This is a genomic window from Streptomyces sp. NPDC005866 (assembly GCF_040629895.1).
GTDB lineage: Bacteria > Actinomycetota > Actinomycetes > Streptomycetales > Streptomycetaceae > Streptomyces.
The window spans coordinates 162,144-184,785 of the sequence record NZ_JBEXWP010000016.1 but is presented as its reverse complement, the minus strand read 5'-3'; the positions used below and the strand labels follow the sequence as shown (position 1 = coordinate 184,785).

Genomic DNA, 22,642 nt, shown 5'->3' with positions numbered 1-22,642 from the left:
GCTCAGCCCGAACTCAGGGGCGCGGGGAACTGCGCAATCCACAGCGGACCGGCACCCGGCCAACCGGCTCGGCCGCAAACCGGGGGGCGCGGGGAACTGCGCAAACGACCACGGACCGGCACCCGACAGACAAGCTCAGCCCGAACTCAGGGGCGCGGGGAACTGCGCAATCCACAGCGGACCGGCACCCGGCCAACCGGCTCGGCCGCAAACCGGGGGGCGCGGGGAAGTGCGCAAACGACCACGGACGGGTACCCGACAGACAAGCTCAGCCCGAACTCAGGGGCGCGGGGAACCGCGCAAACACCACGGACGGGCACCCGACAGACGAGCTCAGCCCGAATTCAGGGGCGCGGGGAACTGCGCAAACACCACGGACGGGCACCCGACAGACAAGCTCAGCCCGAATTCAGGGGCGCGGGGAACCGCGCAATCCACAGCGGACCGGCACCGGCCGACTAGCTCAGCTAGCTCAGCGCAACCGGGGGCGCGGGGAACTGCGCAAACCCGCACCTCACCCGCACCCCACAACGGCCAGGCCTACGCAGTGACCTCGCTGCGGTCCCCGCCCCACAGCGTGTGGAACGCCCCCTCCCGGTCCACCCTCCGATACGTGTGCGCCCCGAAGAAGTCCCGCTGCCCCTGCGTGAGCGCCGCAGGCAACCGCTCAGCCCGCAGCGCGTCGTAGTACGCCAGCGCCGCCGAGAAGCCGGGCACCGCGACCCCCTCCCGGGTCGCCGCCATGATCACCTCGCGCCAGTCGTCCTGCGCCTCGGCGATCTCCCGGGCGAACGTCTCGTCGGACAGCAGGCTCGGCAGATCGGCCCGCGCGTCGTAGGCCTCCCGGATGCGGTCCAGGAACGCCGCCCGGATGATGCAGCCGCCCCGCCAGATCGAGGACACCGCACCGAGGTCGATGTCCCAGTCGTACTCCTCGCTGCCCGCGGCGATCTCGTGGAAGCCCTGCGTGTAGGACACGATCTTCGACGCGTACAGCGCCTGCTCCACCCGGTCGGCGAAGGCCGCCGCCTCCGACTCGGACAGCGCCGTCGGCTTCGGCCCCGCCAGCCCGCGCGAGGCCGCCCGCAGGTCCGCGTGGCCCGACAGCGAGCGGGCGAAGACCGCCTCGGCGATCCCCGACACCGGCACGCCCAGGTCGAGCGCGATCTGTACGGTCCAGCGGCCGGTGCCCTTCTGCTCCGCCTGGTCCACGACCACGTCCACGAACGGCTCGCCGGTCGCCGGGTCCACGTGCGCCAGCACTTCGGCCGTGATCTCGATCAGGTACGAGTCGAGCCGGCCCGTGTTCCACGTGCGGAAGATGTCCGCGATCTGCGCGGGGGAGTACCCGGCGACATCGCGCAGCAGTTGGTACGCCTCGCCGATCAGCTGCATGTCGGCGTACTCGATGCCGTTGTGCACCATCTTCACGAAGTGCCCGGCGCCGTCGGGACCGATGTGTGTCACGCAGGGCGCGCCGTCCTTCGCCTTCGCCGAGATCTTCTCCAGCATCGGGCCCAGCGAGTCGTACGACTCCTTCGGCCCGCCCGGCATGATGCTCGGCCCGTGCAGCGCGCCCTCCTCGCCGCCGGAGACGCCCATGCCGACGAAGTGGATGCCCTGCTCGCGCAGTGCCTTCTCACGGCGACGGGTGTCCGCGAAGTGCGCGTTGCCGCCGTCGATGATCATGTCGCCGGGCTCCAGGAGCGGTGCGAACTCCTCGATCACCGCGTCCGTCGGGTCACCGGCCTTGACCATGACGACAAGCCGGCGGGGCCGCTCCAGCGCCTCCACGAACTCCTTGGCGGTCTCGGCCGCGATGAAGTCGCCCTCGTCCCCGAACTCCTCCACCAGGGCGCGGGTCCGCGCCACCGTGCGGTTGTGCAACGCCACCGTGTAGCCGTTGCGCGCGAAGTTCCGGGCGAGGTTGCGGCCCATGACCGCGAGACCCGTGACGCCGATCTGCGCCGAAGTGCTCATACCGCCTGCTCCTCAAAGATCAAGTCGATCCCGTAGAACGTGCAAGGGATGCTGCCGCCCCTCATGCCCGCCAGTATTGCCCAAAGGCCATCCTGACTCGCCGTTCGACCGGCCGCACTTGCAGATACGGACCACAGGGGCCGACATCTCAGTACTCTCGCCAGACGCTTCGCGAGGCGCCTTGCGGTGCGCTGCGCAGACCCGTGGCTGACGGTGCGTCAATTCCGCTTCGCTCCACGTCCCTTCCTGGCGGACGGCCGTACACCCGGGGGGCGAGAGGCGGCTGATTGCTGTCTTGTCATGGCCTGTTCGGGACGCTTAGTTTTGGCCTTCCTGACGCGCGTGGCGAGGGGGATCTGAGACATGGCCGAACGCGGCCGGCACCGCCGGTACCAGCCGAACAGGATCAACCGCGCCTCGCTCACCGTCACGGCGGGCGGTGCAGGGCTGGCGCTCCCGCTCGCCGCCGCCGGGAGCGCAGACGCGGCCTCGGTGTCCAACTGGGACAAGGTCGCCGCCTGCGAGTCCAGCGGCGACTGGGGCATCAACACCGGCAACGGCTACTACGGCGGGCTCCAGTTCACCCAGTCCACCTGGGAGGCCTACGGCGGCACCCGATACGCGCCGCACGCCGACCTCGCCACCAAGGACCAGCAGATCGCCGTGGCCGAGAAGGTCGTCGACGGCCAGGGGCCAGGCGCCTGGCCCGTGTGCTCGGTCCGGGCCGGGCTCACCCGTGGCGGCGGCACACCGGACGTGCACACCGAGAGCGCCGGCACCCGACCCGCCAAGAGTTCGGTACGGGACGTACAGCCGCAGACCACTCCGCAGTCCCGGGCCGGCAAGGCCGCGATGTACACCGTGGTACACGGCGACACGCTCTCCGGGATAGCCGAGGAACACGACGTCACCGGCGGCTGGCACCGGCTGTACGAGGCCAACCGCGCGACGGTCGGCTCCGACCCCGACCTGATCATCCCCGGCCAGCGGCTGAGCATGACGGGCCAGGCCGCCGGGACCGCCACGTCCGAATCGCCGGCGAAGAAGAAGGCGGCTGCCAAGAAGGCCACGACGAAGACCGGGGCCAAGCCCGAGGCCGGGACGAAGAAGGCCCCCTCGCACAGCGGTCACTCGTTCGTCGCCCCGGTCGACGCCGCGATCGGTACGCCGTATCACGCGTCCGGGTCGCACTGGTCGAAGGGCTACCACACCGGCGTCGACTTCCTCGCACCCACCGGCACCTCGGTCAAGGCGGTCGAGGCCGGGCAGGTCGTCACGGCCGGCTGGGGCGGTTCGTACGGCTACCAGGTGGTGATCCGGCACGCCGACCGCCGCTACACCCAGTACGCCCATCTGTCGGCCATCTCCGTGCGGGCCGGGCAGAGCGTGTCCACGGGCCAGCGGATCGGCCGCTCGGGCGCCACCGGAAACGTCACGGGCCCGCATCTGCACTTCGAAGTGCGGACGGGGCCCGGTTTCGGCACGGACATCGACCCGGTCGCCTATCTCCGGGCCGGCGGCGTCAGGATTTGACCCACATCCGGTGCCGGTCCAGCACCGGGCCCTGCACGTAGCCGACGGCGGGAAGCAGGACGTCGGCCACGTCCGTCACGGACGTGGTGCGCTGCTGGGGCATCTCGGCCAGTGCCGGCCCGGAGAGGACTCCGCCGCCCGCCGGCCCGGAGAGGACTCCGCCGCCCGCCGACCGCACTCCCGCCAGACCCGTCTCCGCGAGCCCGGCTTTCGCGAGGTCCGCTTCCGCGAGCCCGGCTTGCGCGAGATCCGTCCCCGCGAGTCCCGGTTGCGCCAGGCCCGATTCCGCGAGCCCGTCTTTCGCCAGGTCCGTCTCCGCGAGCCCGGCTTGCGCCAGGTCCGTCTCCGCGAGCCCGGCTTGCGCCAGGTCCGTCTCCCCGAGCCCGGCTTGCGCCAGGCCCGCTTCCGTCAGTGCCACGAGTGCCTCGACCAGCGGCTCGCGCGGCGCCTCGGGCTTCGGTGCCGGCCCCGCCGGGTGCGGTGTGCGCTCGATGCGTTCGGTCGTCAGCAGGATCAGGCCGCCCGTCGCCACCACACCGCAGGCCAGCGCCAGCACGGTGCCCATCGCGCCGTAGCGGAACGTCTCGTCGAACATCGTGATGCCGACCGCGGCGGCCAGCACCGGGTTGACCACCGTCAGCGTGGCCAGCGGCGCGGCGAGGCCGCCGCCGCGGTAGGCGGCCTGGGAGATCAGGACGCCGGCGAGGGCGTAGACGCCGATCACGACCAGCCAGAGCAGGTCGGACAGGGCGATCCCGCCGTGCCAGTCGATCGCCACGACCTTGGTGAACACCGAGGACATGCCGAAGGCTATGCCGGACGCGACGGCGAGCAGCACACTGCGCACCGCCGGGTGCCGGTGCGCGGCCCGGCCCGCGATCAGCAGCGTGACGACCGCACCGCCGGTGACCAGCGCGACCCCGGTCCGCCCGGCGGCGTCCAGGGTGTGCGAGTCGGTGGAGCCCACCAGGGAGAGCAGACCGGCCAGACCCACGGTGGCCATGATCGCCCCCCGCCAGGCGGTGGACCCCGCCTTGCGGCCGACGAACAGGGCCGCCATGGGCAGCGCGAACACGATGGTGAGCGCGCCCAGCGGCTGGACCAGGCTGAGCGGGCCGTAGGCCAGTGCCACGACGTGCAGCAGGCCACCGAGGCCGTTGAGCGCCATCGCCCCCCACCAACTCGGGCGGCGCAGCGGCGCGTACTGCTCGCCGGGGGAGGTGACCGCGACCTGCTCCTGCACGATCGCTCCGCCGGCGTAGGCGACAGCGGAGACCAAGGACAGCAACACGGACAACGCGAGGGAACTCATTCAGGGCTCCCTTGCGTCTGTCCGAGCCGCAGGGCGGCTCCGCACGGTGAACGGTCGGCTTCCATGAGCAACACTCTGCCCGCCCGGACGCTCCCCGTCGTCGTACCTGAGCACCGAATGCGTCGTACTACCGATGGAGTAGGGGATGACTCTGATCATCCCCAGGGTGGGGGCCGCCGGGCGGAGGCCCGAAGGGCCGGAAGCCTAAGGAGCCTGGTACTACTGCTGATCGTGGACCTGGACCCCGATCTCGCCGCGCTCCGGCCGCTCGGCGGCTTCTTCGTTCTGCGGACGCTCCGATCGGCGGCCGGAGACCGGGAGGCGGCGCGGATCGCCGAGCTGCCGAGCCTGGCAAAGGCGTATAAAAAATTCACATCGGATGTTTACGGAAATAACCTAACTTTCCGTGTCGGGGTAGTGGCGGACCGACTTCGCACCCCCGAGCCCCGGGTCGCCGCCTCCATCGCCCACCAGGCGCTGTCCGCCCGGCTCTGGTCGGTCGCCCTGGGCTGCGCCGCCCGGTACGGCCGCCTCCCCGACCTCGACCCCCGCCTGCTCCGCTGGGACGCCGCCGCCACCGCCCCCGACGACCTCTGGCTCACCGAGGTGCGCGCGCTGCCCGGGGCCGCCGGACCGGCCACGCTCGCGGATGCCGTCGTCCACGGCCATCTCGAACCCCTGGGGGAGGCCCTGCGGGCCCGCTACGGTGTCGCCGCCGGCCTGCTGTGGGGCAACGCGGGCTCCGCGCTGGCCGGTGCCGCCCGCGAGCTGGACCGCTGGGCGCGCGCGGAGGGCCGCACCGAGGTCGCGAACCGGACCCGCGCCCTTGCCGCCGCTCTCTTCACGCACCCCCTGCTCAGCGCCACCGGCCTGCGCACCGGCCCGGCCTTCCGGCGCCGCAGCTGCTGTCTCTACTACCGGGTACCGGGCGGCGGGGTCTGCGGTGACTGTTGTTTCACACAACCACCGGGCTCTTCCCCGCGGGCCGCATCTGGGTGACCATGGAACAACCGGCGGTGGAGACCAGGGGGTTGCGGGTGCGAGTCGGACTGCTGACCCGGGAGTACCCTCCGGACGTGTACGGCGGTGCGGGTGTTCATGTGGAGTTCCTCGCCAGGGAGTTGCGGCCCCTGGTCGACCTGGAGGTGCACTGCTGGGGCGAGGGCCGCGGGGTCGGCGTCGTCCGGCACCGCCCCTGGACCGCCCTTGACACCGCCAACGACGCGCTGCGCACCTTCTCCGTGGACCTCGCCATGGCCGCCGGCCTCGAAGGCCGCGAACTTGTGCACTCCCACACCTGGTACGCCAACCTCGCCGGCCATGTGGCCAAACTGCTGTACGGCGTCCCGCACGTGGTGACCGCGCATTCGCTGGAGCCGCTGCGCCCCTGGAAGGCCGAGCAACTGGGCGGCGGATACGCTCTGTCCAGCTGGGCCGAGCGCAGCGCGATCGAGGCCGCCGACGCGGTGATCGCGGTCTCCGGGGCCATGCGCGCGGACATCCTCGGCTGCTACCCCGCCCTGGACCCGGCGAGGGTCCACGTCGTGCACAACGGCATCGACACCGCCCTCTACCAACCGGACCGCGGAACCGACGTCCTCGCCCGGATCGGTGTCGACACGGGCCGCCCCTACGTGCTGTTCGTCGGCCGTATCACCCGCCAGAAGGGCGTGCCCCATCTTCTGCGCGCCGTACGGGGGATCGACCCCGGGGTGCAGGTCGTGCTGTGCGCCGGCGCGCCCGACACCCCGGAGATCGACCGGGAGTTCCGCGAGCTCTTCGAGGAGCTGAGCCGGGTCCGCGAGGGCGTGCACTGGATCCCGCAGATGCTGCCCCGCGCGGACGTCATCCAACTTCTCACCCACGCCGCCGTGTTCGCCTGCCCCTCGGTCTACGAACCGCTCGGCATCGTCAACCTGGAGGCGATGGCCTGTGGCACGCCCGTGGTGGCGTCCCGGGTCGGCGGTATCCCGGAGGTCGTCGAGGACGGCAAGACGGGACTGCTGGTCGACCTCGACGACGACTTCGAGGCGGGCCTGGCCCGGGCGCTGGACGCCGTCGTCGGCGACCGGGAGACGGCCCGGCGGATGGGCGAGGCCGGACGGGAGCGCGCCGTGGGGGAGTTCGGCTGGGACGCGGTGGCCCGGCGCACGGTCCGGCTCTACGAGGGGATCCTCAAGCAGGCGTGACAAACAGGCCGTCTCCGCAAGGAGATCTTCAAGCGGTCGTCACGGACGAGCCGCCGCCGCCAGAAGATCCTCAAGCGGCCGTAACTGGCAGGCCGCCTGTTCGACGCGATCCAGGTGCAGGCTTAGCGGGAGTGCTCCGAGGGCAAGCATGGAGCACCAGGGTGAGGGGAGCGGCCATGCGTCGTGGTGGGCCTTCGGTACTCGGGATCGTGCTCGCGGGCGGGGAAGGCAAACGCCTGATGCCCCTGACCGCCGACCGCGCCAAACCAGCTGTCACCTTCGGCGGGACGTACCGTCTGGTCGACTTCGTCCTGTCCAACCTCGTCAACGCGGACGTGCTGCGCATCTGTGTGCTGACCCAGTACAAGTCCCACTCGCTGGACCGGCACATCACCACCACCTGGCGGATGTCCAGCCTGCTCGGCAACTACGTCACCCCGGTCCCGGCCCAGCAGCGGCTCGGACCGCGCTGGTACCTGGGCAGCGCCGACGCCATCCTGCAGTCCCTCAACCTCGTCCACGACGAACAGCCCGACTATGTCGCGGTGTTCGGCGCCGACCACGTCTACCGCATGGACCCCCGGCAGATGCTCCAGCAGCACATCGAGGGCGGCGCCGGGGTCACGGTCGCGGGCATCCGCGTCCCGCGCGTGGAGTCCTCGGCGTTCGGTGTGATCACCCCGGGTTCGGACGGGCAGACGATAGAGACCTTCCTGGAGAAGCCCGCCGACCCGCCGGGGCTGCCGGACGCCCCCGACACCGTCTTCGCCTCCATGGGCAACTACATCTTCACCACCAAGGCCCTCGTCGAGTCCCTGCACCGGGACGCCGAGGACGACGACTCCGTGCACGACATGGGCGGCTCGATACTGCCCCAGCTGACCGCCCGCGGCGAGGCCCAGCTCTACGACTTCGGCACCAACCACATCCCCGGCGAGACCAGCCGTGACCGCGGCTACTGGCGGGACGTGGGCACCCTCGACGCTTACTACGACGCCCATATGGACCTGATCGCCGAGCGGCCCGCCTTCAACCTCTTCAACCGCAGCTGGCCCATCTACACGCACTCCTACCAGCTCTCCCCGGCCCGCTTCAACGCCGGCGGCATCGCGAGCGAGTCCATCATCAGCGCGGGCTGTCTGATCAGGGGCCAGGTCACCCGGTCCGTGCTGTCACCCGGCGTACGCGTCGACCCCGGTGCGGTGGTCCAGGGGTCGGTCCTGCACGACAACGTGGTGGTGGGCCGGGGCGCGGTGGTGCGCGGCGCGGTCCTGGACAAGAACGTCGAGGTCCCGCCCGGCGCCACCATCGGCGTCAACCCGGACCGGGACGCGGAGCTCTACACCGTCTCCAGGGGCGGAGTGATCGCCCTCGGGAAGGGCCAACTGGTCTCGTAGCCCCCTCCGTACCCCGGGCCCGGCGCCGTTCCTTCCCGCGCCGGGCCCGACCCGTCGCGCGACGCGCTGTGCGCGAAAACCCCTATGTGCCGGGCTTTTCGGCTTTTCCCCCTCACGATGCACACAGCGATGTCGAACCTTCGGAGGTCATCCGACATGAGAGGGACCCGGCGCACACGGCTGTGCCTGGCCGGGGTGCTGACAGCGTCCGCGCTGCTCACCGCCCCAGCCGCAGGGGCCGCCGAACCGACCGACGGCCACCTCACCGACCTGGTGAACCCCTTCATCGGGACCCAGAACGAGGGCAACACCTTCCCGGGCGCGGCCGTACCCTTCGGCATGGTGCAGTTCTCCCCGGACACCGGGCACAGCACCGGCTACGACTACGCGCAGCACCGGATCCGCGGCTTCTCCCTGGTCCACCTCTCCGGCGTGGGCTGCCGCATCGGCGGCGACCTGCCCGTCCTGCCCACCACCGGGGACGTCACACAGACGGACTACGCCCAGTACGCCGCCGGGTTCGACCACGCCGACGAGGTGGCGAGCCCCGGCTACTACCGCGTCGGCCTCGACTCGGGCGTCCGGGCCGAACTCACCGCGACCGCACGCACCGGCGTCCAGCGGTACACCTTCCCGGCCACCGGCAAGGCCAACGTCCTGCTCAACGCGGCCCAGGCGCTGCACAAACCGTCGAGCAGCGAGGTCGAGATCCTCGACGACCACACCGTCCGCACGAGGATCACCGGCCACGGCTTCTGCCGCGAGACGGCGCCCTACACCGTCTACACGGTCACCCGTTTCAGCCGCCCCTTCACCGCCTACGGCACCTGGAACGGCACCGCGATCACACCCGGCTCCCGCGCCGGAGCCGGCGGCGCCTACGTCCGCTTCGACACCACCAAGGACCGTACCGTCGAGGCGACCACCGCACTGTCGTACGTCGACGCGCACGGTGCCGAGGTCAATCTGCGCGCCGAGGGCGGCCGTTCGTTCGACGCGGTACGGCGTGCGGCCCGGGACGCCTGGGAGCGGCGGCTCGCCGGCGTGCGCGTCCAGGGCGGCGGCGCGACCCTCCGCCGTACCTTCTACTCGTCCCTCTACCGCGCCTTCCTGGCGCCCAACGTCGGCGACGACGCGGACGGCCGCTACACCGGCTGGGACCGCCGGATCCACCGCGCCAAGGGGTTCACCTACTACCAGAACTGGTCACTCTGGGACACCTACCGCACCCAGGCCCAGCTGCTGGCTCTGCTCGCGCCGCGCGAGGCCCGGGACATGGCGCTGTCGGTGCTGAAGGTCGACGAGGAGGGCGGCTGGCTGCCCAAGTGGGGCTACGGCACGGTCGAGACGAACATCATGACCGGCGACCCGGTCACCCCGTTCCTGACCACCGCCTACCAGATGGGCCTCCTCAAAGGCCACGAGGAGCGGGCGTACCGGGCGCTGAAGAAGAACGCCGACGGCGTGCCGCCGGCCGCCGACCCGGGCGTCGGCCGCGAGGCCAACGCCGAGTACCTCGCGAACGGCTACGCCCCCTACATCAAGGGCCGCCCGCACACCAAGGTCGGCGACTCCGACTACGACCACGGCGCCTCCGTCACCCTGGAGTACGCGCTGTCCGACGCCATGCTGGCCCAGATGGCCCGGGACCTCGGCCACGGCGCGGACGCGGCCCGCTATGCCACCCGGGCGCAGAACTACCGCAACATCTTCGACCCCTCCACCGGGTTCTTCCGCGCCCGTGACGCCTCCGGCGCCTTCGCCGGCGACCCCGACCCGGCCCGCGGCATCGGCTTCCACGAGGGCACCGCCTGGCAGTACCAGTGGCTCGTCCCGCAGGACCTGCCCGGCGTGATCTCCCTGATCGGCGGCGAGCGCGCCACCAACGAGCGGCTCGACTCCTTCTTCGCCTACGACAAACTGCTCGCCGACCCCGAGAAGACCGCGCGGGAGGTGTGGGTGCACGGCAACGCGTACGCCTACTACCACGCGGCCGTCTACAACCCGATGAACGAGCCCGACCTCATCGCCCCGTACACCTATCTCTCCACCGGCCAGCCCTGGAAGACCACCGACGTGGTGCACGCGGCGCTCACCCTCTTCACCGACGGCCCGTCCGGGATGACCGGCAACGACGACCTCGGCACCATGTCCGCCTGGAACGTGCTGTCGTCCATCGGCCTCTTCCCCGTCCAGCCGGGATACAGCACCTGGGGCCTGTCCACGCCCGTCTTCGACCGGGTCGACGTCCGCCTCGACCGCCGCTACTGGCCGAGCGGCGGATTCACGGTCACCGCTCCCGGCACCTCGGCGGTCAACCGCTACGTCCAGAGGGCCCGGACCGACGGAACCGATTACGGCCGTACCTATCTGACGACCGGTTCGCTGCGCTCCCTGCGGTCGCTGGCGTTCACGGTCGGCCCGCGCCCGTCAGAGTGGGGTACGTCACCCGAGGCGGGGCCACCGGCGCTGAGGTGACCTCAGATGTCCCTTGAGTCCCGCCTCTTTCGGTGGAGGCGGGGCTTAATCTGCTGTTAACTGAGCGTAGCGTGATCGTACTTGACCGTAATCAGGTGTCGGCGTTTGACTGCTGATTCACCCTCCGTCGACGCGAGGCAACCCTTGACTGCTGACCTGCTCGCACCTCTCGATCTGGCGTTCTGGAACATCGAGTCCGACCGGCACCCGATGCACCTCGGCGCGCTGGGCGTCTTCTCGGCGCACTCGCCGACCGCCGGCGCCCACGCGGCCGACCTGCTCGCGGCCCGTGCCGCCGCCGTGCCCGGACTGCGTATGCGCATCAGAGACGTCTGGCAGCCGCTCGCCTTCGGCAGCGCCGCCCGCGAGACCGACCCGGACTTCGATCCCCTCGACCACGTCCGGCTACACGCCCCGACCGCCGACTTCCAGGCCGTCGCCGGCCGGTTGATGCAACGCCCGCTGGAGCGCGGCCGGCCGCCCTGGGAAGCGCATGTGCTGCCCGGCGAGAACGGGGTGTCCTTCGCGGTGCTGTTCAAGTTCCACCACGCCCTCGCCGACGGGCTGCGCGCCCTCAAGCTGGCCGCCGGAGTCATGGACCCGCTCGACCTGCCCGAGCGCGCCCCCCGCCCGATCGAGGCGTCGCGCCCGCTGCCGGCGCTGCCGGACGTGCGCAGGGTGCCCGAACTGGTGCGTGGTGCGCTCTCGGACGTGGGCCGGGCCCTGGACATCGGCGCCTCCGTCGCCCTGTCCGCCCTCGGGGTCAGCTCCTCGGCCGCGCTGAGGTCCGAGCCCACCGGCACCCGCCGTATCGCCGGTGTCGACCTCGACATCGACGATGTGCACCGGGTCCGCAAGGCCGTCGGCGGCACCGTCAACGACGTCCTCATCGCCGTCGTAGCCGGCGCGCTGCGCCGCTGGCTGGAGGAGCGCGGCGACGGTACCGAGGGCGTCGCTCCGCGCGCCCTGATCCCCGTCTCCAAGCGCCGTCCGCGCACCGCCACCCCACAGGGCAACCGGCTCTCCGGCTATCTGATACGGCTTCCGGTCGACGACCCCGACCCGCTCGCCCGCCTCGACCGCGTCCGCACGGCGATGGTCCGCAACAAGGACGCCGGCCCCAACCGGGGCGCCGGTGCCGTCGCGCTGCTCGCCGACCATGTGCCCGCGCTCGGGCACCGGCTCGGCGGACCGCTGGTCGGCCAGGCCGCCCGGCTCTGGTTCGACATCCTGGTCACCAGCGTCCCGCTGCCCGGCCTCGGCCTGCGCCTGGGCGGTCAGCCGCTCACGGCCGTCTACCCCCTGGCCCCGCTAGCGCCCGGCCAGTCCCTCGCGGTCGCCATCTCCACCTACCGCAACCAGGTCCACTACGGCCTCGTCGCGGACGCGGCCGCCGTCCCGGACCTCGATGTGCTCGCCCGCGCGGTGAGTGACGAGGTGGACTCTCTGATGGCGGTCTGCGATCAGTGATCCGGTCAGGTTTGGAGGTACGGCCCGGCGCTCCGTAAAATTCCCTGTTCGAAGGCAGGCGCGAGTCGGAGCGCCGCTGGTGGATCAGGGAAGCGGCAGCGCGATGACGGTGACACAGGACGGCCCGACGGCCGAGGACCAGGTGGTCTACGGCCCGGGTATCGACCCCGAGCGGCTCGCCGTCTGCCTCAGCGTGCTCGAAGAGCTGGACAAGCTGGAGGTCGACCACCCGGACGCCATCGCGGTGCGCCGGGCCACGGCCGGCGTCTACCGCACGGTGAAGCAGCGCCGCCGCCAGGAGCGCCGGGCCGCCAAGACCGCCCACGACAAGGCGGTCACCGAGGCCACCGCGACCGGCTCCGCCGAGCGCATCGACGACGAGACCGAGGGCCTGCTGCCCTCCTCGCGGACAGAGGAGGGCAGGATCGCGGGCATACTCCAGCGCCCGCGCTCCTGCTACACCTGCAAGAGCCGCTATGTCGAGGTCGACTACTTCTACCACCAGCTCTGTCCGGACTGCGCCGGCCTGAACCGGGTCAAGCGGGACGCCCGCGCCGACCTGACCGGCAAGCGTGCCCTGCTCACCGGCGGCCGCGCCAAGATCGGTATGTACATCGCGCTGCGACTGCTGCGCGACGGCGCGCACACGACGATCACCACCCGTTTCCCGAAGGACGCCATCCGCCGCTTCAAGGCGATGGAGGACTCGGCGGACTGGCTGCACCGCCTGGAGGTCGTCGGCATCGACCTGCGCGACCCCGCGCAGTCCGTCGCCCTGGCGGAGCGGGTCGCCGAGGGGGGTCCGCTCGACATCCTGATCAACAACGCGACCCAGACTGTGCGCCGGCTGCCCTCCGCCTACGCGGCCCTGGTCGAGGCCGAGAGCGCCCCGCTGCCCGCCGGTGAACTCCCCGCCCACCACGTCATCGGCGCCTTCAACTCGGGCGCCGTGGACGGCCTCGCCGCGCTGCCCCTCGGCATCAGCGGCCTCGACGCCCAGCAGGTCGCCGGCCTGGCGCTGGTCGCGGGCAACGCCAGCGTCGCCCGGCACCTGGACGGCACCGCCATCGACGCGGGCGGCCTCGTCCCGGACGTCGTCGACACCAACACCTGGGTGCAGACCATCGACCAGATCTCCCCGGTGGAGCTCCTGGAGACCCAGCTCTGCAACTACACGTCGCCGTTCATCCTGATCAGCGCGCTGAGGCCGGCCATGGCCGCGGCCGCGAAGAAGGCGGGGCGCGGACGGTCGTACGTGGTCAACGTCTCCGCGATGGAGGGCGTCTTCGGCCGCGGTTACAAGGGCGCCGGACACCCGAACACCAACGCGGCGAAGGCGGCCATGAACATGGTCACGCGGACCAGCGCGACGGAGATGTTCGAGACCGACGGCATCCTCATGACCTCCGTCGACACCGGCTGGATCACCGACGAGCGGCCGCACTACGACAAGCTGCGGCTGGCCGAGGCCGGCTTCCACGCGCCGCTCGACCTGGTCGACGGCGCGGCCCGCGTCTACGACCCGATCGTGCGCGGTGAGCAGGGCGACGACGTGTACGGGGTCTTCCTGAAGGACTACGAGCCGGGCAAGTGGTGAGCCCCGCTCAACCGGGTGACGAGGATGTCGAGCCGTCCGAACTCGCCGAGGGCCGGCCGGGTCAGCTCCCGGGCGTGCTCCGGCTCGGCGACACTGCCGGCCAGGCCGGTCCCGCCCGGCTCCGCGGCCGTACGCCGGACCTCGTCCGGGTCCCGGGCGCTCACGCACACCAGCGCACCGGCCGCCGCGAGCGCCCCGGCGGCCGCGCGCCCGATCCCACGCGTGCCGCCGGTGACGACGGCCGCCCTGCCCCTGAGCCCGTACGGCGACGTCATCGCCGTACCGTCTCATGACGGATCGTCAGTCGACAGCCCCCAGACGGGAGTTGCGGGCCGCGACCAGTTCCAGGACGGTACGCCAGTCCTCCAGGACGCCCGCGTCGAACCCCGCGGTGCGGCTCTCCTCGTCGGCCTGCCGCAACCGCAGGACGTCGTCGTCGGCGGGGGCGGGGTCCCCGCGCACCAGGTGGTAGACCCGCTCGCCGAGCAGGTGCCGCACCGCATGCGCGGCGCCGTCGGCGGGTCCCAGCAGTTCCTCGATGCCGTGCACCAGGCCCGCCACCTGGAGCTCCTTGTCGGCGGGGCGGCTGCGGCGCAGCAGAGCCGCGGTGCGCAGTGCGCGCTGGTGCCGGCAGGCGTACAGCAGATCCATCAGCTCCTCGACGCTGCGCAGCTCCATGCGTCAGTCCTTCCGCGAGACAGCCGTTGTCCTGTGTCATCGGATCATGTCGAGTTTTCGACCTGGCCAACGCAACCTGAACTGCACAGCCTGTGAAGGGAGCGGACGCCTGTCCACTCGAAGGTGTGTTCGCGCGCTCGGATCGAGCGTGTAGAGTAAACCGGGCATTATGTTACGAACGGATATATTTCCGGGCTGTCAGAGCACGCAGCGACTCGAGATAGTTACACCTTGTTTGCACTCCCTATCGAGCGGACTCGCGCTCATTTGGTTAATCTATGGGGGACGGACAGCAACAAGGGGTCCCACCCACACCCACGGTCCGTCCCGGGACAAGCCGGTTGACAAACGGCCTGCTCTCTTCTGAGTTACCGGCGCCACCGCGTCCGAACTGGCCTTCCATCCAGACCCGAGCGGGCGCCGGGCACCGGAACGCAGACTGTCCGGTACGCCCGAGGGTGACCGACACATAAGGAGTGCGCGGTGACACCGGAGCAGACGAATCGCGAGCAGCGCCCCAAGGAACGCACGGAGCGCGCGGGCAGCCGGCCCGGACAGCTCGGCAGCCTCGACGTGTGGGCCCGGTCGGCCCCGATCCGCCTCGCGGGTTACGAGGAGGACCTCGCCGAGCCCCATATCCTGCCGAGCGTGGACTGACCGCCGGTCGATATTCCGTGATCGCCGACGCATGGGCGTGCGACACTCACGCCCATGCTGATCAGAGAAGCCACGGCCGCCGACTGGCCGCAGATCTGGCCCTTCTGGCACCGGATCGTCGCCGCCGCCGAGACGTACGGCTGGGACCCCGACACCTCGGAGGAGGCGGCCCGCGCCCTGTGGATGAGCCCGGCGAAACGTGTCTATGTCGCCGAGGACCCCACCGGAGCCGTCGTCGGCTCCGCCTATCTCACCCCCAACTACGGGGGCCCCGCGGCGGGCGTCGCCAACGCCGGCTTCATGGTCGACCCCGACCAGGGCGGCCGGGGCATCGGGCGGGCACTCGCCGAACACGTCCTGGCCGAGGCCCGGGCCCACGGCTACCGGTCCATGGTCTTCAACGCCGTCGTCGAGACCAACCCGGCCGTCGCCCTGTGGACCTCCCTCGGCTTCACGATCATCGGCACGGTCCCGGAGGCCTTCGACCACCCGAAGCACGGACCGGTCGGCCTCCACATCATGTACCGCGTACTCTGAGCGCCGCCGAGACCGCGGGCGCGAACAAGCGATCTTCGATCACCTGGCGCCCGACGGCCTCGTGACCATGGTGCTCGCCGCCGCCAGGCCTGGTTCTGGGCCGCCGAGGGCGTCGAGGGCGTCGCATCCAAGGAGGTCAGCGAGTCCTGGCCGCGGCAGCGGCCGGCCCGGCACCGCGCGGCGGTCGTCGACGCGGCCCGCCGGATGACCGCGCCGAAGCGGCCTCAGTCGACAGGCGCCGTCCGCTGCCACGGCCGCAGGGTCTCCAGTGTCTGGGCCACCTCCAGCAGAACCGCCTCCGAGCCCGGCCGTCCCACCAGTTGTACGGCACAGGGCGCGCCGGAGGGCAGCGTGCCGAACGGGACCGACATCGCCGGCCAGCCGGTGAGATTCCAGGCCGGCGTCAGCGGCGAGTAGCGGGAGTCGGCCAGCGCATTGCGCAACCAGCCGCGCTCGTGCCAGGGGGCCGCCGCCGGAGCGCGGCGCGCCAGGGCCGGGGTGAGCAGCACGTCGTACTCGGCGAAGAACGGGGTGAGCCGGGCGCGCAGCCGCTCCCTGGAGTCGCTCACCCGGACCCCGCGCAGGAAACGGCGGCCGATCGCCGCGTGCACCCGGGTCCGCCGGCTCAGCAGCGCCGGGTCCAGGCCGGCCGCGTCCACGGCCGTGCCCGCGGTCCAGTGCCGGAGCGCGGTGACACCGATCGATATCGGGTACGGCGGCTCGGCTCGCCGCACCTGGTGCCCGGTGCCCGCCAGCAACCCGGCCGCCTGCGCCACCGCGTTCGTATACGGCTTGCTCACGGTCACCCCGGCCAGCGGGCTGCGCCGCGAGACGGCGATCTTCAGCGGTGCCGGCCTCCCCCCGCTCTCGAACACCTTGCCGGCGAGGACGGTCAGCACCAGCCGGGCGTCCCCGACGCTGGTCGCCAGCGGCCCGTTCTCCGACATGCCGAACCAGTCGCCGTTGCCGATCCCGGCCGGGACCACCCCGAACCCCGGCTTGATGGTGACCAGACCGCAGTTGGCCGCCGGGATGCGCAGCGAGCCCATACCGTCGTTGCCGAGGGCGATCGGGGCAAGCCCGGCGGCGACCGCGGCCGCGCTGCCGCCCGAGGAGCCGCCCGCACTGCGCGGGGCGTCCCACGGGTTGCGGGTGATGCCGTGGACCCCGTCGGTCGTACCGAAGACGCACAGTTCGGGTACGTTCGTCAGGCCCACGACCACCGCGCCCGCCGCCCGCAGCCGCGCCACGGTGACATGGTCGGCGTCGGCGGGCTTGTCCGGTGTCGCGGCCGAACCGTCCAGATGTGCCTCGCCGCGCACCGCCAGATTGTCCTTCACAGCCAACGGCACACCGGCGAGGGGGAGTTCGGTGAGGTCGGTGCGGGCCGCGACCTCGTCGGCCTCGGCGAGCGCCGCGTCGGCCCGGACCTTGCGGAACGCGCCGATCCGCCCGTCCAGCCGCGCGATCCGCTCCAGATGCTCCGCCACCACCTGCCGGGGGGTGACCCGCTTCTCTCGTACGGCGGCGGCTATCTCGGCGGCGGTCCTGCCGACCCAGCTGGTCACGGGCGCTCCTGGAAGTGCGGGAAAGAGGCGTACTCGTCGGTATGGAAGGGCACTCTGCCCCGCCGTGGGCTTCGCGTCGAGAGTGTTCGCTGCGGGACATTCGGGTGGGTGCGCCGCGGGCCGGTCGTCGGTTTCCGCGCTGTTCTCACAGGTCCTCCGACCACTTCCTCAACTCTCGTGCGTGCCTGCCCCATTGACAGGCTTCTGAGCCCGCTCAATCATCAGACATCCGATGAATGGAGCCGCGCATGAACATGTCTCCCTTTCCAAGACGTCAGGTTCTGGGAGTCGCGGCGGGTGCCGCCGCGGCGGCCGCCCTGCCGCTCGCCGCGACGACCCAGGCCCAGGCCGCCGAGCCGGCCGAGGCTCGCGCCGCCGGTTCGGCCGGTGCGGGCGCCGCATCGCCATGGGTCCCCGTCCCCGCTCCGGTCCCCGTACCGCTCGACTCCCTCTACGACAACGACGGCATCGACACCGCCACTGCCCCGGGCGGTGACTTCGACGGCTCCGGCTACACGTTCCCGGGCGAGGAACTCCCGGGCGGCCGCGTCGAGGTCGACGGCATCCCCTTCGACTTCCCCACCGCGGCGGCGGGCGCCAAGAACAACGTTGTCGCGCTCGGCCAGCGCGTCGACCTGCCCAAGGGCCACTACCTGTCCGCCGTCTTCCTCACCGCCGGCAGCTACGGCACCGCCTCCGGCCGGGCCACCGTCCACTACGCCGACGGCACGACCACCACCGCCGGCCTGAGCGGCGGCGACTGGTACTCGGTGGGCGGCCCGCTGGCGGCGCCGTACCGCTACCGGCCGGACGGCGGCAAGGACGAGCACGGCGTCGGGATCGGCACCTCGGAGGTGTGGATCGACCCGCAGCGCGAGGCCGTCGCCATCACCCTGCCGGTCACCAACCCGGCCGAGGCCGGCAAGAGCGCCCTGCACGTCTTCGCGCTCTCCCTCCAGCCCGTCGCCCAGGGGCGGGCGCTGGCCCTGCGCGACGCCCGCTCCACCAGCTCCCTGCTGGACTCCACCGGCGCCCAGAGCGTCGAGGCCACCGTCGTCAACGCGGGCACCGTCGCGATCCTGGCCGGCGACGCGGTGTCCGTGCGCGTCGACGTCCCCGGCGCCCGCACCACCGAGCCCGCCCGCATCCGCCGCCTCGACCCAGGTGAACAGGCACGCGTCCACGTCGGCATCCGCAACCGCACCGGCACCGCGCCCGGCACCGATCGGGACGGCACGGTGAGCGTGCATGGACGGGGCGCCCAAGTCGCCTCCAGTGAGCGCACGTTGACGCTCGGCACCGCCGACTACCAGCCCAGCGAGACCTCGTTGGCCGGTCATCAGGCACCGTACTGGTTCAGCGAAGCCAAGTTCGGCATCTTCATCCACTGGGGCGTCTACTCGGTGCCCGCGTGGGCGCCGGTCGGGGTGCAGTACGCCGAGTGGTACTGGGACCAGATGCAGGACCCGAACAACCCGACCTACGCCTATCACCGGGACACCTACGGCGAGGACTTCGCCTACGACGATTTCATCCCGCGCTTCACCGCCGAGAAGTTCGACCCGCGGGCGTGGGTGGAGCTGTTCCGGGACGCAGGCGCCCAGTACCACGTACTCACCTCCAAGCACCACGAGGGCTTCGCGCTGTGGGACACCAAGGTCTCCGACCGCAACGCCGTGAAGCTGGGCCCGAAACGGGACCTGATCAAGGAGCTGTTCGAGGCGTCCCGGCGCTACACGCCCGAACTCCACCGCGGCCTCTACTTCTCCATGCCCGAGTGGTTCAACCCCGACAACCCCTGGATGGGCCACGCCCCGCGCAACCCGTACACGCTGGATCCGCTGCCGTACACCGGATACACCGCGGGCAAGGACTATGTGAGGGACCTTCAGGCCCCGCAGATGCTCGAACTCATCCACGGCTACGACCCGGAGATCATCTGGTGCGACATCGGCGGCGCGAATGACAGCGTCCATGTCCTCGCCGAGTACTTCAACCATGCCAAGAACCGCGCCCGTCCGGCCGACGTGATCGTCAACGACCGCTCGGGCATCGGCTTCCACGACTTCACCACGCCCGAGTACACGACGTACGCCGACACGGTCGTCGCCAAGTGGGAGGCCAGCCGTGGCCTTGACCCCCGCAGCTACGGTTACAACCGGGCGACCCCGGACGCCGCCTATATGACCGCCGAGGAGGTCGTGCACAGCCTGGTCGACGTCGTCTCCAAGAACGGCAACCTCCTGCTCGACATCGGCCCGCGCGCCGACGGCACCATCCCGGAGATCATGCAGACCCGGCTGCGGGAGACGGGTGCCTGGCTCGCGGTCAACGGTGAGGCGATCTACGGCACCACGTACTGGTCGCGCATGGCCCAGCTCGGCGAGGACCTGCGGTTCACGGTCCGTCCGAACGAGGCCTTCTACATCCACTCCCTGACCCGGCCGGGCGCCAGGCTCACCGTGGAGGCACCGGTGCCGGTCCGCGCCGGCGACAAGGTGACCCTGCTCGGCCACGACCGGCCGCTCACCTGGACGGTCAGCAACGGAGCACTGGTGATCGAGGTGCCCGAGTCGGCCCGGAGGGCGGGACAGCACGTGTGGGTGTTCAAGGTGGAGTGGAACGGCTGAGGCCGTGAAGGGCTGACCAACCGGGCGTCGCAACAAGGGGTTCTGGTCTACGGGCGAGCGGCGGGTGCGGTGCTGCCACGCACCGTGAGGCTCGGCACGGGTACGCGTACGGCCCGTGCCGAGCCGCCGTCCAGCAGGGCCGTCAGCTCGTGTGCCGCCACCCGCCCGAACTCGGCGCTGTCCCGGGAGAGCGCCGACAGCCACGGCTTGACCAAGCGGCACAGGGCGGAGTCCTCCCAGGAGACGACGGAGACGTCGTCCGGCACCGAGTAGCCGAGTTCGGCCGCCGCCGCGACTCCGGCCACCGCCATCACGTCGTTGTCGTAGATCAGGGCCGTCGGGGGCGGGGTCGCGCGCAGGACGCGCCGGGTGACGGCCGCGCCCTCGGCGTCGGAGTAGTCGGTGGTGACCGAGCGGACCTCGGTCAGGCCCCGGCCGTCCGCCTCCGTGCGCAGGGTGCGGATCCGGCGCTGGGTGTGGGCGAGGCCGGGGAGGCCCGCGATGTGCACGATCCTGTGGTGGCCCAGCGCCGTGAGCTCGTCGACCACCGAGGCCATCGCGGCCGCGTCGTCCGCCCAGACCGTCGACAGTCCGGGGTGGCGTTCGTCGGGGGCGCCGCCGATCACCACCGCGGGCAGGCCGAGTTCGTCGAGCAGGCCGGGGCGGGGATCGTCGGCGCGCGGGTCCGCCATCAGGATGCCGTCGACGCGGTGTTCCGCCCACCAGCGGCGGTAGACCGCGCACTCGTCGGCCACGTCCTCCGCCATCTGGAAGAGCAGGCCGAGATGGCGTTCGGCGAGTACTTCCTGGACGCCGGAGACCAGTTGGAGGAAGAAGGAGTCCACGCCCAGGGAGTGCGCGGGGCGGGCGAGGACGAAGCCGACCGTGGCCGCGCCCTCGCCGGACAGGGCGCGGGCGGCCGTGCTGGGCCGCCAGCCGAGCTGCTCGGCGACCCGGCGGACCCTGGCCCGGGTCGTCTCGGAGACCCCGGGGCGGTCGTTCAGCGCGAAGGAGACCGCGCTCTCGGAGACTCCGGCCCGGCGTGCGATGTCCTTCATCGTCGGCCGGCGCGCGGGCGAGCGTTTCTCCGTCAAGTCACTTCCTCATTCGGTCGGGACCGTGATCCGCTAATGCGCTTGAGCTCAAACACCCTAAAGCGCATTAGTGATCGGCCGCAATACGCTCGTAACACGTTACTGAGCAGGGGTTTTGAGCCACTAATGACTTTAGTTGTGTCGAATCCATTGACTCGTCGGGAAAACGGCGTGCAAGGTCTGGCGCGGCACCTTCGGCCGCCCCCGCTGCAAAGGAGCAACGGACCATGCGTATCTCCCGCAGAGCCCTCGCCCTCACCGCTGCCGCCGTCCTCGCCCTGCCGCTGAGCGCCTGCGGTTCCGGGGGAGACGGCGGCGGTTCCACCGACGCCTCGGGCAAGGTCGAGGGCGACATCACCTTCCAGACCTGGAACCTGCGCGCGAACTTCAAGTCGTACTTCGACGGCCTGATCGCGGACTTCGAGAAGAAGTACCCGGACACCCGGGTGAAGTGGATCGACCAGCCGGCCGAGGGCTACGCCGACAAGATCAGCGCGGACGCGGCCGGCGGCACCCTGCCCGATGTCGTCAACGTCTCCCCGGACCTCGCCGCCCCGCTCGCCAAGGCGGGCCTCGCCCTTGACCTCGACAAGGTGGCGAGCACGTACAAGTCCGAGTATCTGTCGGGGGCTTGGGCCAGCCATCGGATACCGGGGATGAGCGGGACGTACGCCTTCCCGTGGTATCTGAACACCGGGCCGCTCTTCTACAACAAGGCCCTGTTCAAGCAGGCCGGACTCGACCCCGAGCAGCCGCCGAAGACATACGACGACCTCTTCGCCGACGCCCTGAAGATGGCGCGGCAGAGCGACGGCAAGGTGGCCACCCTCGCCAGCATCCCCAGCGTCGAGGACTTCGGGCGCTACGGCGTCGAACTGATGGACAGGCAGGGGACCGGTTTCGCCTTCAACGACGCCAAGGGAGTCGAACTACTCACCAAATACAAGGAGTTGTACGACGCCAAGGCACTCGACCCGCAGGCGCTGACCGCGACCCCGGAGTCCTCCGGCAAGAAGTTCCTCACCGAGGCCGTCGCCATGAACCCCGGCAGCGCCCTCGACCTCGCCAACTTCAGGAAGCAGGCGCCGAACCTGTACAAGAACATCGGCATCACCGACCAGATCACCAGCACCGGCCACGTCAACATGTACGTGATGGGTGTGATGGTCAACTCCAGGACCAAGCACACGGCGGCCTCCGTCGCCTTCGCGCACTTCGTGACCGACGCGCGGAACCAGATGTCCTTCGCCAGGAAGGTCGCCATCTTCCCCAGCACCGCCGGCTCCCTCGACGACCCGTACTTCACCAAGGAGGACGGCACCGACGAGACCCGGGTGCGCATCGCTGCCGCCAAGTCCCTGAAAACGGCGGTCAATTACACGCCGGTGCTGTTCAGCGACCAGATGAAGACCGCGCTGCGCAACGAGGTCGCCAAGGCGTTGCAGGGCAAGCAGAGCCCCAAGGCGGCTCTGGACAACGCTGTCAAGGCCTGCGACCAGCTGCTCCAGCAGCAGGGCTGAGG

General features: G+C 71.1%; 16 protein-coding genes and 1 pseudogene. 11 read left to right on the top strand and 6 right to left on the bottom strand.

Annotated features, from left to right (window positions below):
- Window positions 1–540: 540 nt before the first annotated feature.
- Window positions 541–1,980: an NADP-dependent phosphogluconate dehydrogenase gene (gene gndA, locus ABZ396_RS24090; protein ID WP_358926786.1), complete on the bottom strand. Its 1,440-nt coding sequence runs from the start codon at window positions 1,978–1,980 to the stop codon at window positions 541–543.
- Between the two features lie 363 nt (window positions 1,981–2,343).
- Here gndA and ABZ396_RS24085 point away from each other — a divergent pair, with 363 nt between their 5' ends.
- A complete protein-coding gene (locus ABZ396_RS24085) occupies window positions 2,344–3,513 on the top strand; it encodes a transglycosylase family protein (RefSeq protein ID WP_358926785.1) in 1,170 nt (389 codons plus the stop codon).
- Here ABZ396_RS24085 and ABZ396_RS24080 read toward each other — a convergent pair.
- Window positions 3,503–4,825, bottom strand: coding sequence for a DMT family transporter (locus tag ABZ396_RS24080; RefSeq protein ID WP_358926784.1), 1,323 nt, complete (start codon window positions 4,823–4,825; stop codon window positions 3,503–3,505). The genes ABZ396_RS24085 and ABZ396_RS24080 overlap by 11 nt on opposite strands.
- 231 nt (window positions 4,826–5,056) lie before the next feature.
- On the opposite strand from ABZ396_RS24080, the gene ABZ396_RS24075 reads away from it, so the two are divergent.
- From ABZ396_RS24075 to ABZ396_RS24050, 6 genes are all read left to right on the top strand, one after another.
- A complete protein-coding gene (locus tag ABZ396_RS24075; protein ID WP_359185784.1) occupies window positions 5,057–5,824 on the top strand; it encodes a (2Fe-2S)-binding protein in 768 nt (255 codons plus the stop codon).
- Window positions 5,825–5,862: 38 nt separating this feature from the next.
- Window positions 5,863–7,014 carry a glycogen synthase gene (glgA, locus tag ABZ396_RS24070; RefSeq protein ID WP_358917000.1) on the top strand — a complete coding sequence of 384 codons (1,152 nt, stop codon included), beginning with the start codon at window positions 5,863–5,865 and terminating at the stop codon, window positions 7,012–7,014.
- A 176-nt stretch (window positions 7,015–7,190) separates the two neighbouring features.
- Window positions 7,191–8,411, top strand: a complete 1,221-nt coding sequence (gene glgC, locus ABZ396_RS24065) for a glucose-1-phosphate adenylyltransferase (RefSeq protein WP_358916979.1) — start codon at window positions 7,191–7,193, stop codon at window positions 8,409–8,411.
- Window positions 8,412–8,567: 156 nt separating this feature from the next.
- Window positions 8,568–10,889: a GH92 family glycosyl hydrolase gene (locus tag ABZ396_RS24060; protein WP_358916977.1), complete on the top strand. Its 2,322-nt coding sequence runs from the start codon at window positions 8,568–8,570 to the stop codon at window positions 10,887–10,889.
- A 144-nt stretch (window positions 10,890–11,033) separates the two neighbouring features.
- Window positions 11,034–12,359, top strand: a complete 1,326-nt coding sequence (locus ABZ396_RS24055; protein ID WP_358916976.1) for a wax ester/triacylglycerol synthase family O-acyltransferase — start codon at window positions 11,034–11,036, stop codon at window positions 12,357–12,359.
- A gap of 103 nt (window positions 12,360–12,462) precedes the next feature.
- Entirely contained in the window at window positions 12,463–13,956 is a 1,494-nt protein-coding gene (locus tag ABZ396_RS24050) for an SDR family NAD(P)-dependent oxidoreductase (protein WP_358916974.1), read from the top strand.
- Window positions 13,957–13,973: 17 nt separating this feature from the next.
- Here ABZ396_RS24050 and ABZ396_RS24045 read toward each other — a convergent pair.
- Both ABZ396_RS24045 and ABZ396_RS24040 read right to left on the bottom strand, forming a co-directional pair.
- A pseudogene (locus ABZ396_RS24045) lies at window positions 13,974–14,231 on the bottom strand (SDR family NAD(P)-dependent oxidoreductase); the annotation flags it as partial.
- Window positions 14,232–14,256: 25 nt separating this feature from the next.
- Complete coding sequence (locus ABZ396_RS24040; protein ID WP_358916972.1) at window positions 14,257–14,634, bottom strand: hypothetical protein; 378 nt, start codon at window positions 14,632–14,634, stop codon at window positions 14,257–14,259.
- 483 nt (window positions 14,635–15,117) lie between these two features.
- Here ABZ396_RS24040 and ABZ396_RS24035 point away from each other — a divergent pair, with 483 nt between their 5' ends.
- Together ABZ396_RS24035 and ABZ396_RS24030 are read left to right on the top strand one after the other, a co-directional pair.
- Window positions 15,118–15,291: a hypothetical protein gene (locus ABZ396_RS24035; RefSeq protein WP_358916970.1), complete on the top strand. Its 174-nt coding sequence runs from the start codon at window positions 15,118–15,120 to the stop codon at window positions 15,289–15,291.
- 54 nt (window positions 15,292–15,345) lie between these two features.
- Window positions 15,346–15,828, top strand: coding sequence for a GNAT family N-acetyltransferase (locus ABZ396_RS24030; RefSeq protein ID WP_358916968.1), 483 nt, complete (start codon window positions 15,346–15,348; stop codon window positions 15,826–15,828).
- A gap of 224 nt (window positions 15,829–16,052) precedes the next feature.
- Here the strand turns inward: ABZ396_RS24030 and ABZ396_RS24025 are convergent, their stop codons facing one another.
- Window positions 16,053–17,396, bottom strand: a complete 1,344-nt coding sequence (locus tag ABZ396_RS24025) for an amidase family protein (RefSeq protein ID WP_358916967.1) — start codon at window positions 17,394–17,396, stop codon at window positions 16,053–16,055.
- Between the two features lie 254 nt (window positions 17,397–17,650).
- Here ABZ396_RS24025 and ABZ396_RS24020 point away from each other — a divergent pair, with 254 nt between their 5' ends.
- Window positions 17,651–20,026 (top strand): alpha-L-fucosidase, encoded by a 2,376-nt coding sequence (locus tag ABZ396_RS24020; RefSeq protein ID WP_358916998.1) that lies wholly within the window; start codon window positions 17,651–17,653, stop codon window positions 20,024–20,026.
- Between the two features lie 47 nt (window positions 20,027–20,073).
- Here the strand turns inward: ABZ396_RS24020 and ABZ396_RS24015 are convergent, their stop codons facing one another.
- Window positions 20,074–21,120 (bottom strand): LacI family DNA-binding transcriptional regulator, encoded by a 1,047-nt coding sequence (locus ABZ396_RS24015; RefSeq protein ID WP_358916966.1) that lies wholly within the window; start codon window positions 21,118–21,120, stop codon window positions 20,074–20,076.
- Between the two features lie 227 nt (window positions 21,121–21,347).
- Between ABZ396_RS24015 and ABZ396_RS24010 the strand changes: the two genes are divergently transcribed.
- Window positions 21,348–22,640, top strand: coding sequence for a sugar ABC transporter substrate-binding protein (locus ABZ396_RS24010; protein WP_358916964.1), 1,293 nt, complete (start codon window positions 21,348–21,350; stop codon window positions 22,638–22,640).
- Window positions 22,641–22,642: the final 2 nt, after the last annotated feature.

Coding starts and splice junctions, on each gene's coding strand:
- gndA (WP_358926786.1), bottom strand. CDS start 1,980: ATGAGCACTTCGGCGCAGATCGGCGTCACGGGTCTCGCGGTCATGGGC.
- ABZ396_RS24085 (WP_358926785.1), top strand. CDS start 2,344: ATGGCCGAACGCGGCCGGCACCGCCGGTACCAGCCGAACAGGATCAAC.
- ABZ396_RS24080 (WP_358926784.1), bottom strand. CDS start 4,825: ATGAGTTCCCTCGCGTTGTCCGTGTTGCTGTCCTTGGTCTCCGCTGTC.
- glgC (WP_358916979.1), top strand. CDS start 7,191: ATGCGTCGTGGTGGGCCTTCGGTACTCGGGATCGTGCTCGCGGGCGGG.
- ABZ396_RS24060 (WP_358916977.1), top strand. CDS start 8,568: ATGAGAGGGACCCGGCGCACACGGCTGTGCCTGGCCGGGGTGCTGACA.
- ABZ396_RS24050 (WP_358916974.1), top strand. CDS start 12,463: ATGACGGTGACACAGGACGGCCCGACGGCCGAGGACCAGGTGGTCTAC.
- ABZ396_RS24040 (WP_358916972.1), bottom strand. CDS start 14,634: ATGGAGCTGCGCAGCGTCGAGGAGCTGATGGATCTGCTGTACGCCTGC.
- ABZ396_RS24030 (WP_358916968.1), top strand. CDS start 15,346: ATGCTGATCAGAGAAGCCACGGCCGCCGACTGGCCGCAGATCTGGCCC.
- ABZ396_RS24020 (WP_358916998.1), top strand. CDS start 17,651: ATGTCTCCCTTTCCAAGACGTCAGGTTCTGGGAGTCGCGGCGGGTGCC.
- ABZ396_RS24010 (WP_358916964.1), top strand. CDS start 21,348: ATGCGTATCTCCCGCAGAGCCCTCGCCCTCACCGCTGCCGCCGTCCTC.